Annotated in this window: 13 protein-coding genes; 7 read left to right on the top strand and 6 right to left on the bottom strand. The window is 69.0% G+C overall.

Annotation, left to right across the window (positions count from 1 at the left end):
* The first annotated feature begins 22 nt into the window (after nt 1–22).
* On the top strand, nt 23–4,096 hold the full coding sequence (locus tag HWX00_RS32920) for a translocation/assembly module TamB domain-containing protein (protein ID WP_175027681.1): 4,074 nt from the start codon (nt 23–25) through the stop codon (nt 4,094–4,096).
* Between the two features lie 60 nt (nt 4,097–4,156).
* Here the strand turns inward: HWX00_RS32920 and metG are convergent, their stop codons facing one another.
* Nucleotides 4,157–6,313 carry a methionine--tRNA ligase gene (metG, locus tag HWX00_RS32925; protein ID WP_175027682.1) on the bottom strand — a complete coding sequence of 719 codons (2,157 nt, stop codon included), beginning with the start codon at nt 6,311–6,313 and terminating at the stop codon, nt 4,157–4,159.
* A 375-nt stretch (nt 6,314–6,688) separates the two neighbouring features.
* On the bottom strand, nt 6,689–7,333 hold the full coding sequence (locus tag HWX00_RS32930) for a YiaD family glycine zipper/OmpA-like lipoprotein (protein WP_175027683.1): 645 nt from the start codon (nt 7,331–7,333) through the stop codon (nt 6,689–6,691).
* A 351-nt stretch (nt 7,334–7,684) separates the two neighbouring features.
* Here HWX00_RS32930 and apbC point away from each other — a divergent pair, with 351 nt between their 5' ends.
* The 5 genes from apbC (at nt 7,685) to HWX00_RS32955 (ending at nt 13,318) form a co-directional block, all read left to right on the top strand.
* Nucleotides 7,685–8,776, top strand: coding sequence for an iron-sulfur cluster carrier protein ApbC (gene apbC / locus HWX00_RS32935; RefSeq protein ID WP_034186255.1), 1,092 nt, complete (start codon nt 7,685–7,687; stop codon nt 8,774–8,776).
* Nucleotides 8,777–8,909: 133 nt separating this feature from the next.
* Nucleotides 8,910–9,446 (top strand): superoxide dismutase [Cu-Zn], encoded by a 537-nt coding sequence (gene sodC, locus HWX00_RS32940; protein WP_034186254.1) that lies wholly within the window; start codon nt 8,910–8,912, stop codon nt 9,444–9,446.
* A 111-nt stretch (nt 9,447–9,557) separates the two neighbouring features.
* Nucleotides 9,558–10,127, top strand: coding sequence for a dCTP deaminase (gene dcd, locus HWX00_RS32945; protein WP_006398615.1), 570 nt, complete (start codon nt 9,558–9,560; stop codon nt 10,125–10,127).
* Between the two features lie 81 nt (nt 10,128–10,208).
* Nucleotides 10,209–12,488 (top strand): arginine/lysine/ornithine decarboxylase, encoded by a 2,280-nt coding sequence (locus HWX00_RS32950; RefSeq protein ID WP_034186253.1) that lies wholly within the window; start codon nt 10,209–10,211, stop codon nt 12,486–12,488.
* Nucleotides 12,488–13,318 carry a lysozyme inhibitor LprI family protein gene (locus HWX00_RS32955; RefSeq protein WP_175027684.1) on the top strand — a complete coding sequence of 277 codons (831 nt, stop codon included), beginning with the start codon at nt 12,488–12,490 and terminating at the stop codon, nt 13,316–13,318. Before HWX00_RS32950 ends, HWX00_RS32955 begins: the two co-directional genes overlap by 1 nt.
* Before the next feature lie 87 nt (nt 13,319–13,405).
* Here HWX00_RS32955 and HWX00_RS32960 read toward each other — a convergent pair whose 3' ends face one another.
* The 3 genes from HWX00_RS32960 to HWX00_RS32970 all read right to left on the bottom strand — a co-directional run bounded on the left by HWX00_RS32960 (nt 13,406) and on the right by HWX00_RS32970 (nt 16,508).
* Complete coding sequence (locus HWX00_RS32960) at nt 13,406–14,089, bottom strand: HAD family hydrolase (RefSeq protein ID WP_049034415.1); 684 nt, start codon at nt 14,087–14,089, stop codon at nt 13,406–13,408.
* Nucleotides 14,090–14,185: 96 nt separating this feature from the next.
* Nucleotides 14,186–15,595, bottom strand: coding sequence for an argininosuccinate lyase (argH, locus tag HWX00_RS32965; RefSeq protein WP_059560384.1), 1,410 nt, complete (start codon nt 15,593–15,595; stop codon nt 14,186–14,188).
* Nucleotides 15,596–15,698: 103 nt separating this feature from the next.
* Entirely contained in the window at nt 15,699–16,508 is an 810-nt protein-coding gene (locus HWX00_RS32970; RefSeq protein WP_034186250.1) for a helix-turn-helix transcriptional regulator, read from the bottom strand.
* Nucleotides 16,509–16,726: 218 nt separating this feature from the next.
* Between HWX00_RS32970 and HWX00_RS32975 the strand changes: the two genes are divergently transcribed.
* Nucleotides 16,727–17,479, top strand: a complete 753-nt coding sequence (locus HWX00_RS32975) for a class I SAM-dependent methyltransferase (protein WP_034186249.1) — start codon at nt 16,727–16,729, stop codon at nt 17,477–17,479.
* Between the two features lie 103 nt (nt 17,480–17,582).
* On the opposite strand, the gene ppc is transcribed toward HWX00_RS32975, so the two are convergent.
* Nucleotides 17,583–20,597, bottom strand: coding sequence for a phosphoenolpyruvate carboxylase (gene ppc, locus HWX00_RS32980; protein ID WP_175027685.1), 3,015 nt, complete (start codon nt 20,595–20,597; stop codon nt 17,583–17,585).
* Between the last annotated feature and the right edge of the window lie 44 nt (nt 20,598–20,641).

Raw genomic sequence — 20,641 nt, forward strand, 5'->3', positions numbered from 1 at the left:
CGCTTCATCGACGACGAACCGCATGACGAAGGACCCGAACGACACGCCGCCGCCTCACGATCCGGACTCGCCCGACGGCGCGCCCGACACGCCGCCGCGCGCGCCGCGCCGCGGCCGGGTGGTGCGCATCGCCGCATGGACGTTCGCGACGGTCGTGCTGCTCGTCGTGCTGGCGCTGGGGCTCGTGCTGGGCGCGGTGACGACCGAGCGCGGCACGCGGCTCGCGTGGCAGGTGGCCGGGTACGTGCTCGGCGCCCGGCTTGCGGGGACGCTGGAAGGCGGCTCGCTCGCGACCGGCGTGCGGCTGCGCGGCTTCGCGTGGACGAGCCCCGACGGGTCGGGCACCGAGGTTCGGATCGACCGGCTCGACGGCCGCTGGGCGCTCACGCGTGCGCCGTGGCGGCTGTCGATCGCCTATCTGCGCGCCGGCACGATCGACGTGCGGATCGCGCCGGGGCCGTCGACGCCGGGCACGACGCCGCAGGACCTGAGCCTGCCGCTGCAGTTGCGGATCGATGACCTGCGCGTCGATCACCTCGCGATCCACGACGGCGGCTCGACGACGCAGCTCGATCACCTCGCGCTGAGCGGCCGCAGCGACGGGCGCCACCACGAACTCGTGCTCGACGGCGTCGATACGCCGTACGGCGCGCTGACCGCGCGCGCGAAGCTCGACGGCGTGAAGCCGTTCGCGCTGAGCGGCGAGGCGACCTACGCCGGCAAGCTGTCGGACGAGCCGGTCGACGCGCGGGCCCGCGTGTCGGGCTCGCTCGAAGCACTCGTCGCCGACGTCGACGCGAGCGGGATGAAGCTGAACGGGCGTGCGCACGTCGAAGCGGCGCCGTTCGGCGACGTGCCGCTCACGCGCGCATCGCTCGCATTCGATCACGTGAACCCGCAGGCGCTTTCGCCCGGCGCGCCGGCAGCCGATCTCGCGGTACGCGCGGCACTCGCACCGGTGACCGCGCCGGCCGGCGCGGCGCCCGTGAAGGGGTTCGCGGTGACGGGCCCCGTGTCGATCGTCAACGCGAAACCGGGCACGCTCGGCGACCATCTGCTGCCGGTGATCGATGCGCATGCGAACGTGCATCTCGACGCGCACGCGCAGCGGATCGACGATCTCGCGCTGAAACTGATCCGCGACGGCAGCGTGACGGGCAACGGCACGCTGAAGGGCGGCAAGGGCCGCTTCGACCTGAAGGTCGCGAACCTCGACCTGAACGCGTTCGTCGCCGAGCTGCGGCCGATGCGTCTCGGCGGCCCGCTCGGCGTGACGCTCGCGGGCGACGCGACGACCGTCGACTTCAACCTGAACGACCCGAGGCTCGCGCTCGGCGCGCGCGCGAAAGTCGCGCTGACGCCGCAGCAGACCGTGCTGACCGATGCGCGCGTGACGGCCGGCAAGGGGCGTATCGACCTGACGGGCGTGTTCCGCCACGACGCGCATTCGAGCTACGACGCGAAGGCGACGCTGACGGCGTTCGATCCGCTGCTGCTCGCCGCGATGAGCGCCCCGCAGGCCGGCGGCGGCAAGGCGCCCGCCAAGGCGGCCAAGGCGCCGACCAAGCACGGCGAGACGCGCGTGTCGGGCACGCTGACGGCGTCGGGCGCGTTCGCGCCGCAGGTCTCGACGAAGGCGACCTTCAAGCTCGGCGACAGCCTGTACGACGGCGTGCCGCTGACCGGCGCCGGCGTCGTGCAGCTCGCCGGTTCGCGGATCCTGCCGAGCAACGCGAACCTGTCGATCGCGGGCAACCACGTCGACCTGCGCGGCAGCTTCGGCGCGCCCGGCGACCGGCTGCGCTTCGTCGTCGACGCGCCGCAGCTCGACCGGCTCGGTTTCGGCATCGAAGGGCTCGTGCAGGCGCAGGGCGACCTGACGGGCAGCTTCGCGCATCCGAACGTGACGGCCACCTACAAGGCCGAGCGCGTCGTCGTCGGTTCGAACCGGATCGGCGCCGCGCAAGGCCGCGCGGACATCCGCGACGGCGCGCACGGCGCACTCGTGTTCACGGCCGACGCGACCGACATCGCGCTCGGGTCGTTCAAGCTGAAATCGCTGCGCGCGAACCTCGACGGCACGCGCGCGAAACATACGCTCGACGCGTCGGCGCTCGGGATGGCCGACGGCCGCATGATCGACCTGACGCTCGCGGCGAATGGCGGCGTGGTCGAGAATCGCGACGGGATGCGCTGGGACGGCACCGTCACGCGTCTGGCCAATCGCGGTACGCCGGCCGTCGCGCTGCAGGCGCCGCTGACGGTGTCGGCCGGCGCCGGCCGCGTGACGCTCGGCGCGACGCGGCTCACGCTCGAAGGCGCGGCGATCGACCTGAAGTCGTTCGTGTTCGATCACGGCCAGATGCGCTCGGCCGGTTCGGTGAGCGGCGTGTCGGTCGCGCGGTTCCTCGAGGTTCGCCAGGAACTGACCGGCCAGCGGCCGCCGGTGCGGACCGACGTCGTGCTCGACGCCGACTGGGATTTCTCGCTCGGCGCGAACGCGACGGGCCACGTGCAGGTGAAGCGCCGCGGCGGCGACGTGACGATCGAGAGCGGGCGCGGCATCGCGTCGCTCGGGCTCACCGACCTGTCCGCGCGCGCGAGCTTCACGCCCGGCAACCGGCTCAACGTGACGGCGCTCGCGAAGGCGAGCCGGATCGGCACGCTCGATGCGAACGTCACGGTGCCGTTCGCGCTGCGCGACGGCGTGTTCGGGGTCGTCAACGACGGGCCGCTGTCGGGCCGCATCGACGCCGACATTCCGGCGCTGAAGACGACCGGCAACCTGTTCGGGCCGAGCTATCTGCTGGGCGGGCGCGCGGCGCTGAAGCTGACGGTCGCCGGCACGCCCGCGAAGCCGAACCTGTCGGGGATGCTGACGGGCGACGATTTGTCCGCGACGCTGATCGACCAGGGCGTGCAGCTGAAGGACGGCATCGTGCGCGTGAAGCTGTCGGACAACCTCGTCGAATTCCAGCAGGTCGAGTTCCACGGCGGCGACGGCACGCTGCGCGCGCTCGGCCGCGTGCGCCTCGACGGCGAGGCGCCCGACCTGACCGCGAGCATCGTCGCGGACAAGCTCGAACTGTTCGCGGCGCCGGACCGCAAGCTGTCGCTGTCGGGCAAGGCGACCGTCGCGAACGACGGGCCGCGCGGCGCGCTGTCGATCGACGGCAAGTTCGTGGTCGACCGCGCGCTGTTCGACCTGCCCGAGGAATCGGCGCCACACCTGTCCGACGACGTCGTGATCGTGCAGCCGGACGGCACGGTGCGCGGCGAGACGCCCACCGGCACCGCGGCCGCGAAGCCGAAGCCGGCCGGGGACAAGCCGGCGCCGTCGCTGGCGCCGCGCGCGAACATCGACATCGGCCTCGGCAACAACTTCCGCTTCAAGGGCCACGGCGCCGATCTCGGGCTGCGCGGCACGATCACCGTGATGAGCGCGCCGGGCGTGCCGTTGCGCGCGGTCGGCAACGTGCGCGTGACCGAAGGCTCGACGTACACGTCGTTCGGCCGCAAGCTCGCGATCGAGAACGGCTTCTTCACGTTCAACGGCCCGGTGTCGAACCCGGGCGTCAACATCCTCGCGATGCGGCGCAACCAGGAGGTCGAGGCCGGCGTGCAGGTGACGGGCACGATCCAGTCGCTGACGGTCAAGCTCGTGTCGGAGCCGAACGTCACGGACAACGAAAAGCTGTCGTGGCTGCTGTTCGGGCACGGCACCGACCAGGGCAACAACGTCGGCCAGCAGGGTGCGATGACGGCGGCGCTCGGGCTGCTCGGCAGCGTGACCGGCAAGCGCGTCGCGCAGACCTTCGGCCTCGACGAGGTCTCGGTCGGCCGCAGCGAAGTTGGCCTGACCGATCCGCAGGTCGTGCTGGTGTCGAAGGCGATCAACGAGCGGTTCGTGCTCGGCTTCGAGCAGGGGCTGCAGTCGGCGAGCAACGCGTTCAAGGCGACGATCAACCTGACGCGCTTCTGGTCGGTGTCCGCGTACGGCGGCACGTTCCAGGGCGTCGACCTGAACTACACGCGTCGTTTCGACCGGTGGTTCGGCAGCGACGCCGCGCGCACGCGGCGTTCCGAGCAGCCATGAAAAAAACCCCGCACGATGCGTGCGGGGTTTTTCTCTTGCGCCAGCGGCGGCGCGTGCGGCTTACTTCACGCGCATGCCGGGCTTCGCGCCGCTGTGCGGCTCGAGGATGTAGAGGCCCGGCTCCGCCTTCTCGTCGGTGGCCGACGCGGCGAGCACCATCCCTTCGGACAGGCCGAACTTCATCTTGCGCGGCGCGAGGTTCGCGACCATCACCGTCAGCTTGCCGACGAGCTGCTCGGGCTGGTAGGCGGACTTGATGCCCGAGAACACGTTGCGGGTCTTTTCCTCGCCGACGTCGAGCGTGAGCTGCAGCAGCTTGTCCGAGCCTTCGACCGCCTGGCACGCGACGATCTTCGCGATGCGCAGGTCGATCTTCGCGAAATCGTCGATCGAGATCGGTGCGTCGTCGGCGCCGTTCACGGCCGCCTGCTTCGCGTTCGCCTTGGCATTGTTCTTCGCGTCCTTCGCGGCGTTGGCGCCTGCGGCGGCCGCGCCGGTGGCCTCGGCCTGCAGCGAATCGCGGTTCGCGGCGAGCAGCGCCTCGATCTGCTTCGCGTCGACGCGCGTCATCAGGTGCTGGTACGCCTTGATCGGCTGCGCCGACGACAGCGGCTTCGCGGCATCGGCCCACGCGAGCGGCGCGATGCCGAAGAATGCCTCGACGGCTTCGGCGACGCGCGGCATCACCGGCTTCAGCGCGAGCGACAGCAGGCGGAACGACTCGAGGCTCACGCTGCAGGTTTCATGCAGCGCGACCGCGTTGGCCGGATCCTTCGCGAGATCCCACGGCTTCGCGCCGTCGACGTACGCGTTCACTTCGTCCGCGAGCTCCATCGTGTGGCGCAGCGCGCGGCCGTATTCGCGTGCTTCGTAGTGCGCGGCGATCTGCGGAATCGCGTCGCGCAGCTTCGCGACGAGCGGGTGGTTCATCGCGCTGTCCTGCACGCGGCCGTCGAAACGCTTGATCAGGAAGCCGGCCGCGCGGCTCGCGATGTTTACGTACTTGCCGACGAGGTCGCTGTTCACGCGCGCCTGGAAGTCGTCGAGGTTCAGGTCGATGTCTTCCATCGTCGCGTTCAGCTTCGCGGCGAAGTAGTAGCGCAGCCATTCGGGGTTCAGGCCCGTGTCGATGTAGCTCTGCGCGATGATGAACGTGCCGCGCGACTTCGACATCTTCGCGCCGTCGACCGTCAGGAAGCCGTGCGCGAACACGTTGGTCGGCGTGCGGTGGCCCGAGAACTCGAGCATGGCCGGCCAGAACAGCGTATGGAAGTACAGGATGTCCTTGCCGATGAAGTGGTACTGCTCGGCCTTCGAGCCCGGACGAATCCATGCGTCGAAGTCGACGCCGTTGCGATCGCACAGGTTCTTGAAGCTCGCGTAGTAACCGACCGGCGCGTCGAGCCACACGTAGAAATACTTGCCGGGCGCGCCCGGGATCTCGAAGCCGAAATACGGCGCGTCGCGCGAGATGTCCCAGTCGGCGAGCTTGGACTCGCCGGCGTCGCCGAGCCATTCGCGCATCTTGTTGGTCGCTTCGGGTTGCGCGAGGCCGCTCACCCATTCGCGCAGGAACGACTCGCAGCGCGGGTCGGACAGGCGGAAGAAGTAGTGCTTCGACGTCTTGCGCACCGGCGTCGCGCCCGATACGACCGAATACGGGTTCAGCAGTTCGGTGGGCAGGTAGGTCGAACCGCACACTTCGCAGCTGTCGCCGTACTGATCCTTCGCATGGCACTTCGGGCATTCGCCCTTGATGAAGCGGTCCGGCAGGAACATTTCCTTGACCGGGTCGTACGCCTGCTCGATCTCGCGCTCGGCGATCAGGCCGGCTTCCTGCAGCGCCAGATAGATCTTCTCGCTCAGCACGCGGTTCTCGTCCGAATCGGTCGAGTAGAAGTTGTCGAACGACACGCCGAAGCTGTCGAAGTCGCGCTTGTGTTCGGTCCACACGCGCTCGATCAGCTGCTTCGGGGTCAGGCCTTCCTTCTCCGCGCGCAGCATGATGGGCGTGCCGTGCGTGTCGTCGGCGCCGATGTAGTAGACCTCATGGCCATGCATTCGCAGCGTCCGCACCCAGATGTCGGTCTGGATGTACTCGACCAGGTGGCCGATGTGGATCTGCCCGTTGGCATAGGGCAGTGCGGACGTGACGAGGATCTGGCGGCTGCCTTGCGGCGCCGCAGCCTGCACGGAAGTGAGGTCGGATGCGGACATAGGGTCTGTAGAGGAACAGCGGAAAAACGACGGGAAAGTGCGATTCTAGCAGGGGCGCGCATCGGCGCGGCGGGCGGGCGCCGCGGACCGCGCGCCGGAGGCGGCGGAGCAGCGCAAGCGGCGTGCCCGGTGGTGTTGTGCTGCAATGCAGCATGAATTCTGCGGGCAAAAAAACCGGGGCGGATACGGCCCCGGAGCAACAACGACAAGAGGAGAATGGTGACGCGCCGGCAACACCAGCCGCGTACCGTAAATACTGACCACGGCCTGCGACAGAAGTTCGAAAATTTTTTCGATTTGTTACCGGGTCCGCCGGAAGGCTTGTCCGGCGGGGCTGCGCGGGCGGTCTGCCCGCGCCTTCTCCTTGTCGCGTGCTTACTGCGCCTGCGCTGCGCGCAGGTAGATTTCGACGCGGCGGTTCTGTGCGCGGCCGGCTTCGGTCGCGTTGTCCGCGATCGGGTTCGATGCGCCCATGCCTTGCGCCGACAGGCGGCCGGCGTTCACGCCGCGCTGCGCGAGCGCGTTCACGACGCTTTGCGCGCGGTTCTGCGACAGCGTCTGGTTCAGCTGGGCCGAACCCGTGCTGTCGGTGTAGCCGACGATCGAGGCCGTCACTTGCGGGTTCTGGTTCAGCGTCGTGGCCAGGTCGTTCAGCAGCGGCGTGAAGGCCGGCGTGATCGCGTACTGGTTCGTCGCGAACGTGACCGCGCTCGGCGCGTTCAGCTTCAGCGAGCCGTCCGGCTGCTCGGTGACCTGCGTGCCCGTCTTCGCTGCCGACGGTGCGAGCTTGTTCTTGATCGCCTGCCAGTTGTAGCCCGTCACGCCGCCGACCAGCGCGCCGACGCCTGCGCCGATCGCCGCGCCCTTGCCGCCGCCCGCCAGCGCGCCGATGCCCGCGCCCAGCGCCGCACCCGTGCCGGTACCGACGGCCGTGTTGTTGCCTTGCTGCGTGGCGCAGCCTGCCAGCAGTGCGCCGGCCAATGCGAAGACGGACAAGCGGGTCGCGATTTTCATGTTCATCTTGGATTCCTCTCTTGGTTGAACGAGTCGACAACGACGACAACAACAGTTACGGCTCCCTGCGCGGGCCGCCCGAAAAAGGAGGGCAGGCCTGCGCTCGCGGCAGCCGCCGAGGCGGCCGCATGCCCTGTCCGCCAGCGTGGCTGTTCGGACAGCGCGACGCGTCAGCCTCTACAATATAGGCGGTGAGTGGCCGATTTGGCCCTATAGCGTGCCGCACGCGAAGAGTGCGCCGGGTTGCGCGTTCGCGCAATGGCATGCAACAGATTCTTTCACTTTTCCCGATTTTCGCAGCGTAATTTGATATTTTTTGACGTTTGCGCGCGAGAAAAACGTTTTCATGGAGTTTCGATGAGCATTGACCGGGCACAAGTCGACGCCGCACTGGCGGCAGTCGTCGACCCCAATACCGGCCGCCCGTATGCGGCGAACAAGGGCGTGCGCAACGTCGCGATCGACGGCGATGTCGTGACGCTCGACGTGGTGCTCGGTTACCCCGCGCGCAGCCAGCACGACGACGTGCGCGCACGCGTCGCCGCGGCGCTGCAGGCCGTGCCGGGCGTGCGCGACGCGCGCGTCGCCGTGTCGCAGGAGATCGTCGCGCACACGGTGCAGCGCGGCGTGAAGCTGTTGCCGAACGTGAAGAACATCGTCGCGGTCGCGTCGGGCAAGGGCGGCGTCGGCAAGAGCACGACGGCCGTGAACCTCGCGCTCGCGCTCGCGGCGGAAGGCGCGTCGGTCGGGATCCTCGATGCCGACATCTACGGTCCGTCGCTGCCGACGATGCTCGGCATCCACGGCCAGCGCCCCGAGTCGCCGGACAACCAGTCGATGAACCCGCTCGTCGGCCACGGGCTTCAGGCGAACTCGATCGGCTTCCTGATCGAGGAAGACAACCCGATGGTGTGGCGCGGCCCGATGGCGACCTCCGCGCTCGAACAGCTGCTGCGCCAGACCAACTGGCGCGAACTCGACTACCTGATCGTCGACATGCCGCCCGGCACCGGCGACATCCAGCTCACGCTCGCGCAGCGCGTGCCCGTCACCGGCGCGGTGATCGTCACGACGCCGCAGGACATCGCGCTGCTCGACGCGAAGAAGGGGCTGAAGATGTTCGAGAAGGTCGGGATTCCGATCCTCGGCATCGTCGAGAACATGAGCATCCACATCTGCTCGAACTGCGGCCACGAAGAGCACATCTTCGGCGCCGGCGGCGCCGAGCGGATGGCGAAGGACTACGACGTGAACGTGCTCGGCAGCCTGCCGCTCGACATCGCGATCCGGGAGCGCGCCGACAGCGGCACGCCGACGGTGGCGGCCGATCCGGACGGCGCGCTGGCGCGCCGCTACCGCGATATCGCGCGCGGCGTCGCGCTGGCGATTGCCGAGCGATCGCGCGACATGACGTCGAAGTTCCCGTCGATCGTTGTTCAAAATACGTAAAACCCTTGCGGGGCGGGGCCTTACGCTGTTTACGGCGCCGCGAGGCGCGGTATCATGGCGACTTTTCCCGGGTCCCTTTACCCGCCCGGCGCGGCCGTCGTATCAAACGGCCGCCAGCCGGCATGAGGATCGAATGAAACAACGACATCACGGCGTGCGCGCCGGCCGCGCGCAGCGCGCGCTGCTGGCCGCCGCCGCGCTGGGCCTGCTGGCCGGCTGTACCTCCTTTTCCTCGTCGTACGAAAAACGGGCCGACGCACAACTGCAGCCGACGGTCGGCGCGCAGGCGCGCGGCGCGGTGACGTTCGTCGAGCGCCCGGACGGCGTCCAGGTCACCTACAACCTGGCCGGCCTGCCGCCGAACAGCGATCATGCGCTGCAGGTGCACGAACGCGGCGACTGCAACGCGGGCGACGGCTCGAGCGCCGGCCAGGTGTTCGCGCCGGCCGCCGATCGCCTGCGCGCGGGCGCCCGCGTCGCCGGTGATCTCGGCAACATCCATGCGGACGCGAACGGCGTCGCGGCCGGCTTCATCGTCGCGCCCGATCTGGCCCTCGACGGCGTGCGCTCGGCGATGAACCGCGCGGCGCTGGTGCACCGCGACCCGAGCGATCCCGCGTTTCCGCAGCATGGCGCGGGGCCCGCGCTGGCCTGCGGCGTGATCCGTTGACGGCCGCCGCGTGCGGGCGCCGATGATCGCGTAAAATATGCGCCTTTCCCGGCCGCCGCCTTGCGCGCGCGGCCCTTCCTGACTGTCACGCAGCGTTTCCTGGCGCCCCCTATGAGCATCAAGTCCGACAAGTGGATTCGGCGCATGGCCGAAGAGCACAAGATGATCGAGCCGTTCGTGCCCGATCAGGTTCGCGCGTCCGAGGACGGCCGCCGGATCGTCAGCTACGGCACGTCGAGCTACGGCTACGACATCCGCTGCGCAGACGAATTCAAGATCTTCACGAACATCAACTCGACGATCGTCGATCCGAAGAACTTCGACGAAGGCTCGTTCGTCGATTTCAAGGGCGACGTGTGCATCATCCCGCCGAACTCGTTCGCGCTGGCCCGCACCGTCGAATATTTCCGCATCCCGCGCACCGTGCTGACGGTCTGCCTCGGCAAGTCGACCTATGCGCGCTGCGGGATCATCGTCAACGTGACGCCGTTCGAACCCGAGTGGGAAGGCTATGTCACGCTGGAATTCTCGAACACCACGCCGCTGCCCGCGAAGATCTACGCGAACGAAGGCGTTGCGCAGGTGCTCTTCTTCGAGAGCGACGAAGTGTGCGACGTGTCGTACGCCGATCGCGGCGGCAAGTATCAGGGGCAGCGCGGTGTCACGCTGCCGAAAACCTGATCTGGTTGCATAACGTCTCACCAGTTTTCGGGTGACCGCTGCGCGTGACGCGCCGCGGTCGTTCTTTTTGGAGAATCGCCCATGAAGTTTCGTTTTCCCGTCGTCATCATCGACGAAGATTTCCGCTCCGAGAACATCTCGGGCTCCGGCATCCGGGCGTTGGCCGAAGCGATCGAGAAGGAGGGCGTCGAAGTCCTCGGCCTCACGAGCTATGGCGATCTGACGTCGTTCGCGCAGCAGTCGAGCCGCGCGTCGTGCTTCATCCTGTCGATCGACGACGACGAACTCATGCTCGGCGAGACCGGCCAGGACGGCGAGCTGCCCGAACTCGCGACCGCGATCATCGAGCTGCGCGCGTTCGTGACCGAAGTGCGCCGCCGCAACGCGGACATCCCGATCTTCCTGTACGGCGAGACGCGCACGTCGCGCCATCTGCCGAACGACATCCTGCGCGAGCTGCACGGCTTCATCCACATGTTCGAGGACACGCCGGAGTTCGTCGCGCGCCACATCATCCGCGAGGCGAAGGTCTATCTCGACTCGCTCGCGCCGCCGTTCTTCAAGGAACTCGTCAAGTACGCGGACGAAGGCTCGTACTCGTGGCACTGCCCGGGCCACTCGGGCGGCGTCGCGTTCCTGAAGAACCCGCTCGGCCAGATGTTCCACCAGTTCTTCGGCGAGAACATGCTGCGCGCGGACGTCTGCAACGCGGTGGACGAACTCGGCCAGCTGCTCGACCATACGGGCCCGGTCGCGGCGTCCGAGCGCAATGCGGCGCGCATCTTCAGCGCCGACCACCTGTTCTTCGTGACCAACGGCACGTCGACGTCGAACAAGATCGTCTGGCACGCGACGGTCGCGCCGGGCGACATCGTGCTGGTCGACCGCAACTGCCACAAGTCGATCCTGCACGCGATCACGATGACGGGCGCGATCCCCGTGTTCCTCACGCCGACGCGCAACCACTTCGGCATCATCGGGCCGATCCCGCGCGACGAATTCAAGCCGGAGAACATCCGCAAGAAGATCGAGGCGAACCCGTTCGCGCGCGAGGCGCTGCGCGAGAACCCGGACATGAAGCCGCGGATCCTGACGATCACGCAGAGCACGTACGACGGCGTCGTCTACAACGTCGAGATGATCAAGGATCTGCTCGGCGACCTGCTCGACACGCTGCACTTCGACGAAGCGTGGCTGCCGCACGCGACGTTCCACGATTTCTACCGCGACATGCACGCGATCGGCGACGGCCGTCCGCGCACGGGCGCGCTCGTGTTCGCGACGCACTCGACGCACAAGCTGCTCGCGGGCATCTCGCAGGCGTCGCAGATCGTCGTGCAGGACTCCGAGAACCGCACCTTCGACAAGCACCGCTTCAACGAGGCGTACCTGATGCACACGTCGACGAGCCCGCAGTACGCGATCATCGCGTCGTGCGACGTCGCGGCCGCGATGATGGAGCCGCCGGGCGGCACCGCGCTCGTCGAGGAATCGATCGCCGAGGCGATCGACTTCCGCCGCGCGATGCGCAAGGTCGACGCCGAATACGGCGACGACTGGTTCTTCAGCGTGTGGGGCCCGGACAACCTGTCCGAGGAGGGCATCGGTTCGCGCGACGACTGGATGCTGAAGCCGAACGACCACTGGCACGGCTTCGGCCCGCTCGCGGAAGGCTTCAACATGCTCGACCCGATCAAGGCGACGATCATCACGCCGGGGCTGGACGTCGACGGCGAGTTCGGCGAGACGGGCATTCCGGCCGCGATCGTCACGAAGTACCTGGCCGAGCACGGGATCATCGTCGAGAAGACCGGCCTGTACTCGTTCTTCATCATGTTCACGATCGGCATCACGAAGGGCCGCTGGAACTCGATGGTGACCGAGCTGCAGCAGTTCAAGGACGACTACGACAACAACCAGCCGCTGTGGCGCGTGCTGCCGGAATTCGTCGCGCAGCATCCGCGCTACGAGCGCGTCGGCCTGCGCGACCTGTGCACGCAGATCCACGACGTGTACCGCGCGAACGACATCGCCCGCCTGACGACGGAGATGTACCTGTCGGACATGGAGCCCGCAATGAAGCCGTCGGACGCGTTCGCGAAGCTCGCGCACCGCAAGATCGACCGCGTGCCGCTCGACGAGCTCGAAGGCCGCGTGACGAGCATCCTGCTGACGCCGTACCCGCCGGGCATTCCGCTGCTGATCCCGGGCGAGCGCTTCAACAAGACGATCGTGAACTACCTGCGGTTCGCGCGCGACTTCAACGAGCGTTTCCCGGGCTTCCACACCGACATCCACGGCCTCGTCGCGGAAGAAGTGAACGGCCGCGTCGAGTACTTCGTCGACTGCGTGCGCGACTGATGGCGACGCACGGACGAATCCGGGCGACGCGCGCGGCGCTGGCCGCGCTCGTCGTCTGGGCGGCAGGCGCGGCGGGACTGGCAGGGTCGGGCGTCGCGCACGCGGAGGTCGCGGCGGCCGATCCGATCGACGTCGCGATGCGGCAATGCCTCGCGCGGCGCGACCGGTCGTCGCCGGCCGGCCAGATCCAGTGCATGGGCGAAGCGCAGCAGCAGTGGCAGGCCGTGATGGACGGCGCGTACCAGCGCCTGTTGAAGGACGCGCCGGCCGATGCGAAGCGCGGCTGGCAGGACAGCCAGCGCCATTGGCTCACCTGGCGCAAGGACGAAGTGCATTTGCTGAAGGCCGTATACGACACGACGCGCGGCACGTCGTATGCGATGTCGAGCGCCGACCTGCAGTTGCAGCCGGTGCGCGATCGCGCGCTGGCGCTGCGCGGCGCGGCCGATCGTTATGCGCCGCCTGCCGCGGTACCGGTCGCGGGCGCGAGCGGCGCGCAGGGCGGCACGAACGCGGCGCAGGCTGCCGCGGCCACGCCGAACGCGAAGCCGGCGGCAAACGCGCCGCGCGGTCCGGCCGTGCGCCGCGTGCGGCCGTGCGAACAGGATGCCGCGTGCGAGCACGCGCTGTTCGACCTGAACCGCTATTACCAGAAGCTGCGTCGCAAGATGCCGGCCCACTCGGCCGCGACGCTCGTGCGTGCGCAGCGCGCGTGGGTCGGGTTCCGCGACGCGACGGCGCCGCTCGTCGGCGAGGAAGGGCGCGTCGACCTGATCGGTGCGCGCATCGCGACGATGAAGCGGCTGTCCGAGACGGCCGGCAACAAGTAAGGACCATCGCGACGCCGGTCGTTCGGCGGCACGACGAAACGGGCACCCTCGGGTGCCCGTTTTGCATGGCGCGGCGCGCGGTGGCGCCTAGGCAGGTTGCGACGTGCCCTGCAGCCCGAACCACGACGGCACGAGCGCGACCGCATCGTCGAGCGAGGCGAGCACGTGCAGGCTCAGCGCGACGATCTCGGGCGTCGGCGCCTTCAGGTCCGGCACGGTCACGACCGATGCGCCGGCGCCGGCGGCCGACTGCGCGCCGAAGTCGCTGTCCTCGAATGCCACGCAGCGGTGCGCCGGCACGCCGAGGCGTTCGGCCGCGAGCCGGTAGACGGCCGGGTCAGGCTTGCCGCGCGCGACTTCGTCGCCGCCCGCGATCGCGCGGAAGAACGGCAGCACGCCGACCGCATCGAGCCGCGCGCGGATCACGTCGCCCGCGGACGACGACGCGACCGCGCATGGAATGCCGGCTTGCGCGAGCGCATCGAGCAGCGCGAGCGCGCCGGGCTTCAGCGGAAACTTCGGATGCGGCTCGGGCGCCGCGAGTTGTTCGCGCACGCGGGTGCGCACGGCATCGAACGTCTCGGGCTGGCCGATCAGCCGCGCCAGGATGACCTGGCCTTCGGCGAACGAGCGGCCGACGATCTGCAGGTAGTCGGCGACGGTCAGCACGACACCGTGCGCGTTCGACACGTCGATCCACGTGTTCATGATGGTCCGCTCGGAGTCGACGAGCAGGCCGTCCATGTCGAAGAGCGCGGCGGAAAAAGTCATCGGCGGCATCCGGGAAGCAGGGCGGGCGATGGGCGGCGCGACGGCCGCCCGAATGAAAAACGGACGCCGAAGGCGTCCGTCCATGACGGCAGGCGGTTACCGGCCCAGTGCGGCGCGGGCTGCCTTGACGGCCGCACGCACCTGGTCGGGCGCGGTGCCGCCCGGGTGGTTGCGGCTCGCGACCGACCCTTCCAGCGTCAGGTAGCCGAACACGTCGTCGCCGATCAGGTGCGCGACGTTCGGCAGTTCCTGCTTCATCTCGTCGAGCGTCAGGTCGGCGAGGTCGATGCCGCGGTCGTCGCAGATCTTCACCGCGTGCGCGACGGCTTCGTGCGCGTCGCGGAACGGCAGGCCGCGCTTCACGAGGTAGTCGGCGAGGTCGGTGGCGGTCGAGAAGCCCTGCAGCGCGGCCGCGCGCATCGCGTCCGGCTTCACGGTGATGCCCGCGACCATCTCGGCGAAGATCCGCAGCGTGTCGGCAACGGTGTCGACCGTGTCGAACAGCGGTTCCTTGTCTTCCTGGTTGTCCTTGTTGTACGCGAGCGGCTGGCCCTTCATCAGCGTCAGCAGCGCCATCAGGTGGCCGTTCACGCGGCCCGTCTTGCCGCGCGCGAGCTCGGGCACGTCCGGGTTCTTCTTCTGGGGCATGATCGAGCTGCCGGTGCAGAAGCGGTCGGCGATGTCGATGAAGCCGACGCGCGGGCTCATCCACAGCACGAGCTCTTCGGAGAAGCGCGACACGTGCGTCATCACCAGCGCCGAGGCGGCCGTGAATTCGATCGCGAAGTCGCGATCGGACACCGCGTCGAGCGAGTTCGCGCAGATGCCGTCGAAGCCGAGCGTCTTCGCGACCGCATGACGATCGATCGGATAGCTCGTGCCCGCGAGCGCGGCCGCGCCGAGCGGCAGGCGGTTCACGCGCGTGCGGCAGTCGCGCATGCGTTCCGCGTCGCGCGTGAACATCTCGACGTACGCGAGCAAGTGGTGGCCGAACGTGACGGGTTGCGCGACCTGCAGGTGCGTGAAGCCGGGCATGATCGTGTCGGCGTTCTGTTCCGCGAGGTCGATCAGCGCGCCGCGCAGGTCGTTCAGCAGGCCGCCGATGCGGTCGATCTCGCCGCGCAGCCACAGGCGGATGTCGGTCGCGACCTGGTCGTTGCGCGAGCGGCCCGTGTGCAGGCGCTTGCCGGCATCGCCGATCAGCGCGGTCAGGCGCGCCTCGATGTTCAGGTGGACGTCTTCGAGGTCGAGCTGCCATTCGAATTCGCCGCGCTCGATCTCGCCCTTGATCTGTGCCATTCCGCGTTCGATCGCGGCCAGGTCGTCGGCGCTGATGATCTTCTGCGCGGCGAGCATGTTCGCGTGCGCGAGCGAGCCGGCGATGTCGACGAGCGCGAGGCGCTTGTCGAAAAACACCGACGACGTGTAGCGCTTGACCAGTTCCGACATCGGTTCCGAGAAGCGGGCCGACCAGGCCTCGCCCTTTTTGTGCAGTTGGGACGTCATGGCGATTCTTCGAAGGGGAGTTGGGCAGCGTGCGCCGCCGAGGGAATCCCGCAATTCTAACATTCGCGGGCCTGCCGGCCGTGGCCCGCGCGGGCCGGCCCGCTCAGTCGCGCACGAGCACGACCAGCTTCAGGTCCTCGCGGTGCGCGGGCTTCAGCGTGATCTGCTGGTACACGAGGCGGCCGTCGGCCGGATGGTCGAATTCGCGCCGCCCGCCTTCGCGTTCGAACACGTCCTGCGACGCCCAGTACTGCGCGAACGCGTCGCTGCCGGCGGTCAGCGCGTCGATCAGCGCGCGCGTCGGCGCGTCGGCCAGGTGGCGGATCGAATCGGCGCGGAATTCGGCCGCGAGCCGCCGGGCGCGGGTTTCCCAGTCGACGATCAGCGTGCGCGCGGCCGGCGACATGAACGTGAAGCGCAGCAGGTTGCGGTCGTGCTCGCCGTCGAGCCAGCCGGAAAAGAGCGCGGCGGCCGGTGCGTTCCACGCGAGCGCGTTCCATTGCCGGTCGAGCACGTACGCGGGCGTCGCGATCGCCGCGACGGTCGCGGCGAGCGTCGGCGGCAGGTCGCCGCCCGCGACGTCGGGCTCGGCCGGATCGCGCTGCGCGGCCAGCTCGAACAGGTAGGCGCGCTCGGCCTTCGACAGCTGCAGCGCGACGGCGATCCGCGCGAGCGCGTCGGCCGATGCGGACACCGGGCGGCCCTGCTCGATCCACGTGTACCAGGTCGGGCTGACGCCGCACAGCTGCGCGACTTCCTCGCGCCGCAACCCCGGCGTACGGCGGCGCGGGCCGGGCGGCAGCCCGACGGCCTGCGGCGACAGCCGCTCGCGATGGGCACGGATGAATTCGCCGAGCGCACGGGCGGGCGTGGCGTCGAGCGGCGGGACGGAGGCGGAGGACGGCTGGTTCATGCGGAAACGGCGAAAGGGAAGCGGGGGCGCGGCAACGTTCAGGCAGGTGGATTGAATACCAGAATAACTGCTTAACTTGTACTGGTACAGACGCGGGCCTATTGTAGCGGGTCGCACGCTGGCAGGGCAGCGGGCGTCCCACCAAACGTGTTGCAGGGGGCCGGAATGCGCGCTGGCGCATCCATGCCGGCCGCTTGCGCAAGAGAAAGGAGCGAACGATGAAACACCACGACCAGGTCGCCGACGCATTCGGCACGACGGCCGCCGCCTATCTGACGAGCACGGTTCATGCGACGGGTGCCGACCTGCGGACGCTCGCCGACGCGGTGAGTGCGACGCCCGAGGCCGCGGTGCTCGATCTCGGCTGCGGCGCCGGCCACGCGAGCTTCGCGGTCGCGCCGCACGTGCGCGACGTGGTCGCCTACGATCTCGCCGCGCCGATGCTCGCGACCGTCGATGCGGCCGCGCGCGAGCGCGGGCTCGCGAACATCCGCACGCAGCAGGGGCCGGCCGAGCGGCTGCCGTTCGATACCGCGACGTTCGACTGGGTCGTGAGCCGGATGAGCGCGCACCACTGGCACGACCTGCGCGCGGCGCTCGCCGAGGTGCGCCGCGTGCTGAAGCCGGGCGGCCGCGTGCTGATGATCGACATCGCCGGCAACGACCATCCGCTCCTCGACACGTACCTGCAGGCCGCGGAAGTGCTGCGCGACGCATCGCACGTGCGCGACTACCGGGCGGACGAATGGCTCGCGATGTTCCGCGAAGCCGGCTTCGACGCGCAGGTACACAGCCGCTGGCGGCTGCCGATCGATTTCGACACGTGGGTCGCGCGCATCCGCACGCCGGCCGACAGCGTGACCGGCATTCGCGCGCTGTGGGCGCACGCGCCCGACGAGGTGCGCGGCTACTACGCGGTGCAGCCCGACGGTTCGTTCGAGCACGACGCGCTGCTGATCGACGCGCATTGAACGCGCGGCGCGCCGCGCCATGAAAAAAGCCGCGATACGCGCTCGTGCGTATCGCGGCCTTCGCGTCCAGGCCGGCGCGGAACGCGCCCGCGCCGCGGGCGGATCAGCCGGTGTTGCGCAGGCCGGCCGCGATCCCGTTGATCGTCAGGTGGATCCCGCGGCGCAGCCGCGCGTTCGTGTCGCCCGCGCGGTGACGCTTGATCAACTCGACCTGCAGGTGGTTCAGCGGATCGAGATACGGGAAGCGGTTCTTGATCGAGCGCGCGAGCAGCGGGTTGGTCGCGAGGCGGCCTTCCTGCCCGGTGATCTCCGCGAGCGCCTGCGACGTGCGCTCCCATTCCGCGACGATCCGCTCGAACACGTGCTTGCGCAGCTTGCGGTCGGACACGAGCTGCGCATAGCGCGATGCGACCGCGAGATCGGTCTTCGCGAGCACCATGTCCATGTTCGACATCAGGTTCGAGAAGAACGGCCAGGTCTTGTTCATCTTCTTCAGCAGCGTGACGCGCTTCGTGCGTTCGGCGTCGTCCCCGGCGCTGTCGAGATACGCGCTCACCGCGCTGCCGAAGCCGTACCAGCCCGTCAGCAGCAGCCGGCACTGGCCCCACGAGAAGCCCCACGGAATCGCGCGCAGATCCTCGATCCTGCGCTGCTTCGGATCCTGCAGCTTGCGCGATGCCGGGCGGCTGCCGATGTTCAGCTCGGCGATCTCGGTGATCGGCGTCGACGAGAAGAAGTAGTCGGTGAAGCCCGGGGTCTCATAGACGAGCGCGCGGTACGCGGCCATCGCCGAATCGGACAGCGTCTGCATCGCGGCTTCGAACGCGGGCAACTGCGCGGGCGCGTTCGACTGCGGCAGCAGCGACGCCTCGAGCGTCGCGGCGACGACGGTCTCCAGGTTGCGCCGGCCGATCTCGGGGTTCGCGAACTTGCTCGCGATCACCTCGCCCTGTTCGGTCAGGCGGATCTGGCCGTTCACGGTGCCCGGCGGCTGCGACAGGATCGCCTGGTAGGTCGGGCCGCCGCCGCGGCCGACCGTGCCGCCGCGGCCGTGGAACAGCCGCAGCGTGATCTTGCGGGCGCGGAACAGGTCGACGAGCGCGAGTTCCGCGCGGTACAGCTCCCAGTTCGACGTGAGGAAGCCGCCGTCCTTGTTGCTGTCCGAGTAGCCGAGCATCACTTCCTGCTCGGCGCCCTGGTGGGCGATCAGCGCGTCGATGCCCGGCAGTGCGAAGTATTCGCGCATGATGCGCGCGGCGTCGCGCAGGTCGGGGATCGTCTCGAACAGCGGGATCACCATCAGGCTGTTCCTCGCGTCGCCGCCCGGCACGCCGAGCGCGCCCTCGAGCAGCCCCGTCTCCTTCTGCAGCAGCAGGACCTCGACGAGGTCGCTGACGGTTTCCGTATGCGAGATGATGTAGTTGCGCACCGCGCGCGCGCCGAATTGCGCGCGGACTTCGCGCGCCTTCTCGAACACGCCGAGCTCGCTCTGCGCGAGCGCCGAGTATTCGAAGTACGGCGAGCGCAGCGGGCGCGGGTCGGCGAGCGCGGCGAGCAGCACGCGCAGCTTGTCTTCCTCGGCGAGCGCCGCGTAGTTCGCCTCGACGCCCGCGCGCGCGAACAGTTCGGCGACCACCGCTTCGTGGATGTCGGAGCTCTGGCGCAGGTCGATGCTCGCGAGATGGAAGCCGAATACCTCGGCCGCGCGCACGAGCGGCGCGAGGCGCGGCGCGGCGAGCGACGTGCCGTGGTGTTCGTCGAGCGAGGCGGTCAGCACCTTCAGGTCGGCGACGAACGCCTCGGAATCCGCATACGGGATCGCGCGCACCGGCGGCGCGCCGCGGCCCGCGCTGCGCACGGGCACCGTGCCTTCGCCGACGCGCACGCGCGCGCTCGCGGCAAGCCGCGTGTAGATGCCGATCAGCGCGCGGCGATACGGTTCGTCGACGCGGTGCGGCGACTGGTCGGGCGAGGCGGCCGCGAGCGCCTTCACCGCGTCGTTCGCGCCGACCAGCAGGTTCGACACCGACAGCTCGGCGCCGAGCTTGTGCACCTGTTCCAGGTAGTGCTCGAGGATCACCGCGGCCTGGCGGTTGATCGCCTCGTCGAGCGTCGCGGCGGTCACGTTCGGATTGCCGTCGCGGTCGCCGCCGATCCAGCTGCCCATCTGGAAGAACGCGGGCACGCGCGCGGACAGGCCGTGCTCGGCGAGCGCGGCCTCGATGTCGCCGTACAGCGCGGGCAGCTCGTCGAGGAACGTCGCGCGGTAGTAGGACAGCGCGTTCTCGATCTCGTCGCCGACCGTCAGGCGCGCGTCGCGCAGCATGCGGGTCTGCCACAGCGCGGTGACGCGCGCGCGCAGCATCGCTTCGTTGTACTGGCGCTCGCGCGCGGTCAGTTCCTGGTCGCGCTCGGCGAGCAGGCGCGCGATGTCGTGCTGCGCGTCGAGGATGCTCTTGCGCTGCACTTCGGTCGGGTGCGCGGTCAGCACCGGCACGATCAGCGCATCGTCGAAGAAGCGCTGCAGCAGGCGCTTCGACGCGTTGCCGGTCGTCTTCAGCTGTTCGAGCGCGTACGCGACCGTGCCCGGTTGCGACGCCGAGCCCGCCAGCGCATGGATGCGGCGGCGGCGGTTGTGGTGGCGGTCTTCCGCGATGTTCGCGAGATGCGAGAAATAGCTGAACGCGCGCACGACGCTCACCGTCTGTTCCGGCGTCAGCTTGCGCAGTTTCTTCTCGAGCGTCTGCGCGGCTTCGTTGTCGTCCTCGCGGCGGAACTTGACCGCGGTCTGGCGGATCGTCTCGACGACGTCGAATACCGTATCGCCTTCCTGCTCGCGCACGACGTCGCCCAGCAGGCGGCCGAGGAAGCGGATGTCTTCGAACAGCGGACGGTCCTTGTCCTCGCGCGTGCGCGTGCCGGCCTTCGGCGCGGCGGCCGTGCGGGCGGCGGCGCCGGCGGCTTTCGTCACGCGTTTTGTCTGACGTATCGGGTCTTTCGGTTTCGTTGCCGTTTTCGCACGGCCGTTCGCGGCGGTGGCGACGGTGTCCGTCGAGGCGTCGGAGGAGGACAGGGCAGCATTGCGGCGCGCCGTACGCGCCGATCCGGAAGACTTCACGATGGGTTTCCTTGGGAAAGCTCGAGTCAAAAGGAACTGCGGAA

Origin of the sequence: Burkholderia seminalis DSM 23518 (assembly GCF_902832885.1) — a bacterium.
Lineage (GTDB): Bacteria > Pseudomonadota > Gammaproteobacteria > Burkholderiales > Burkholderiaceae > Burkholderia > Burkholderia seminalis.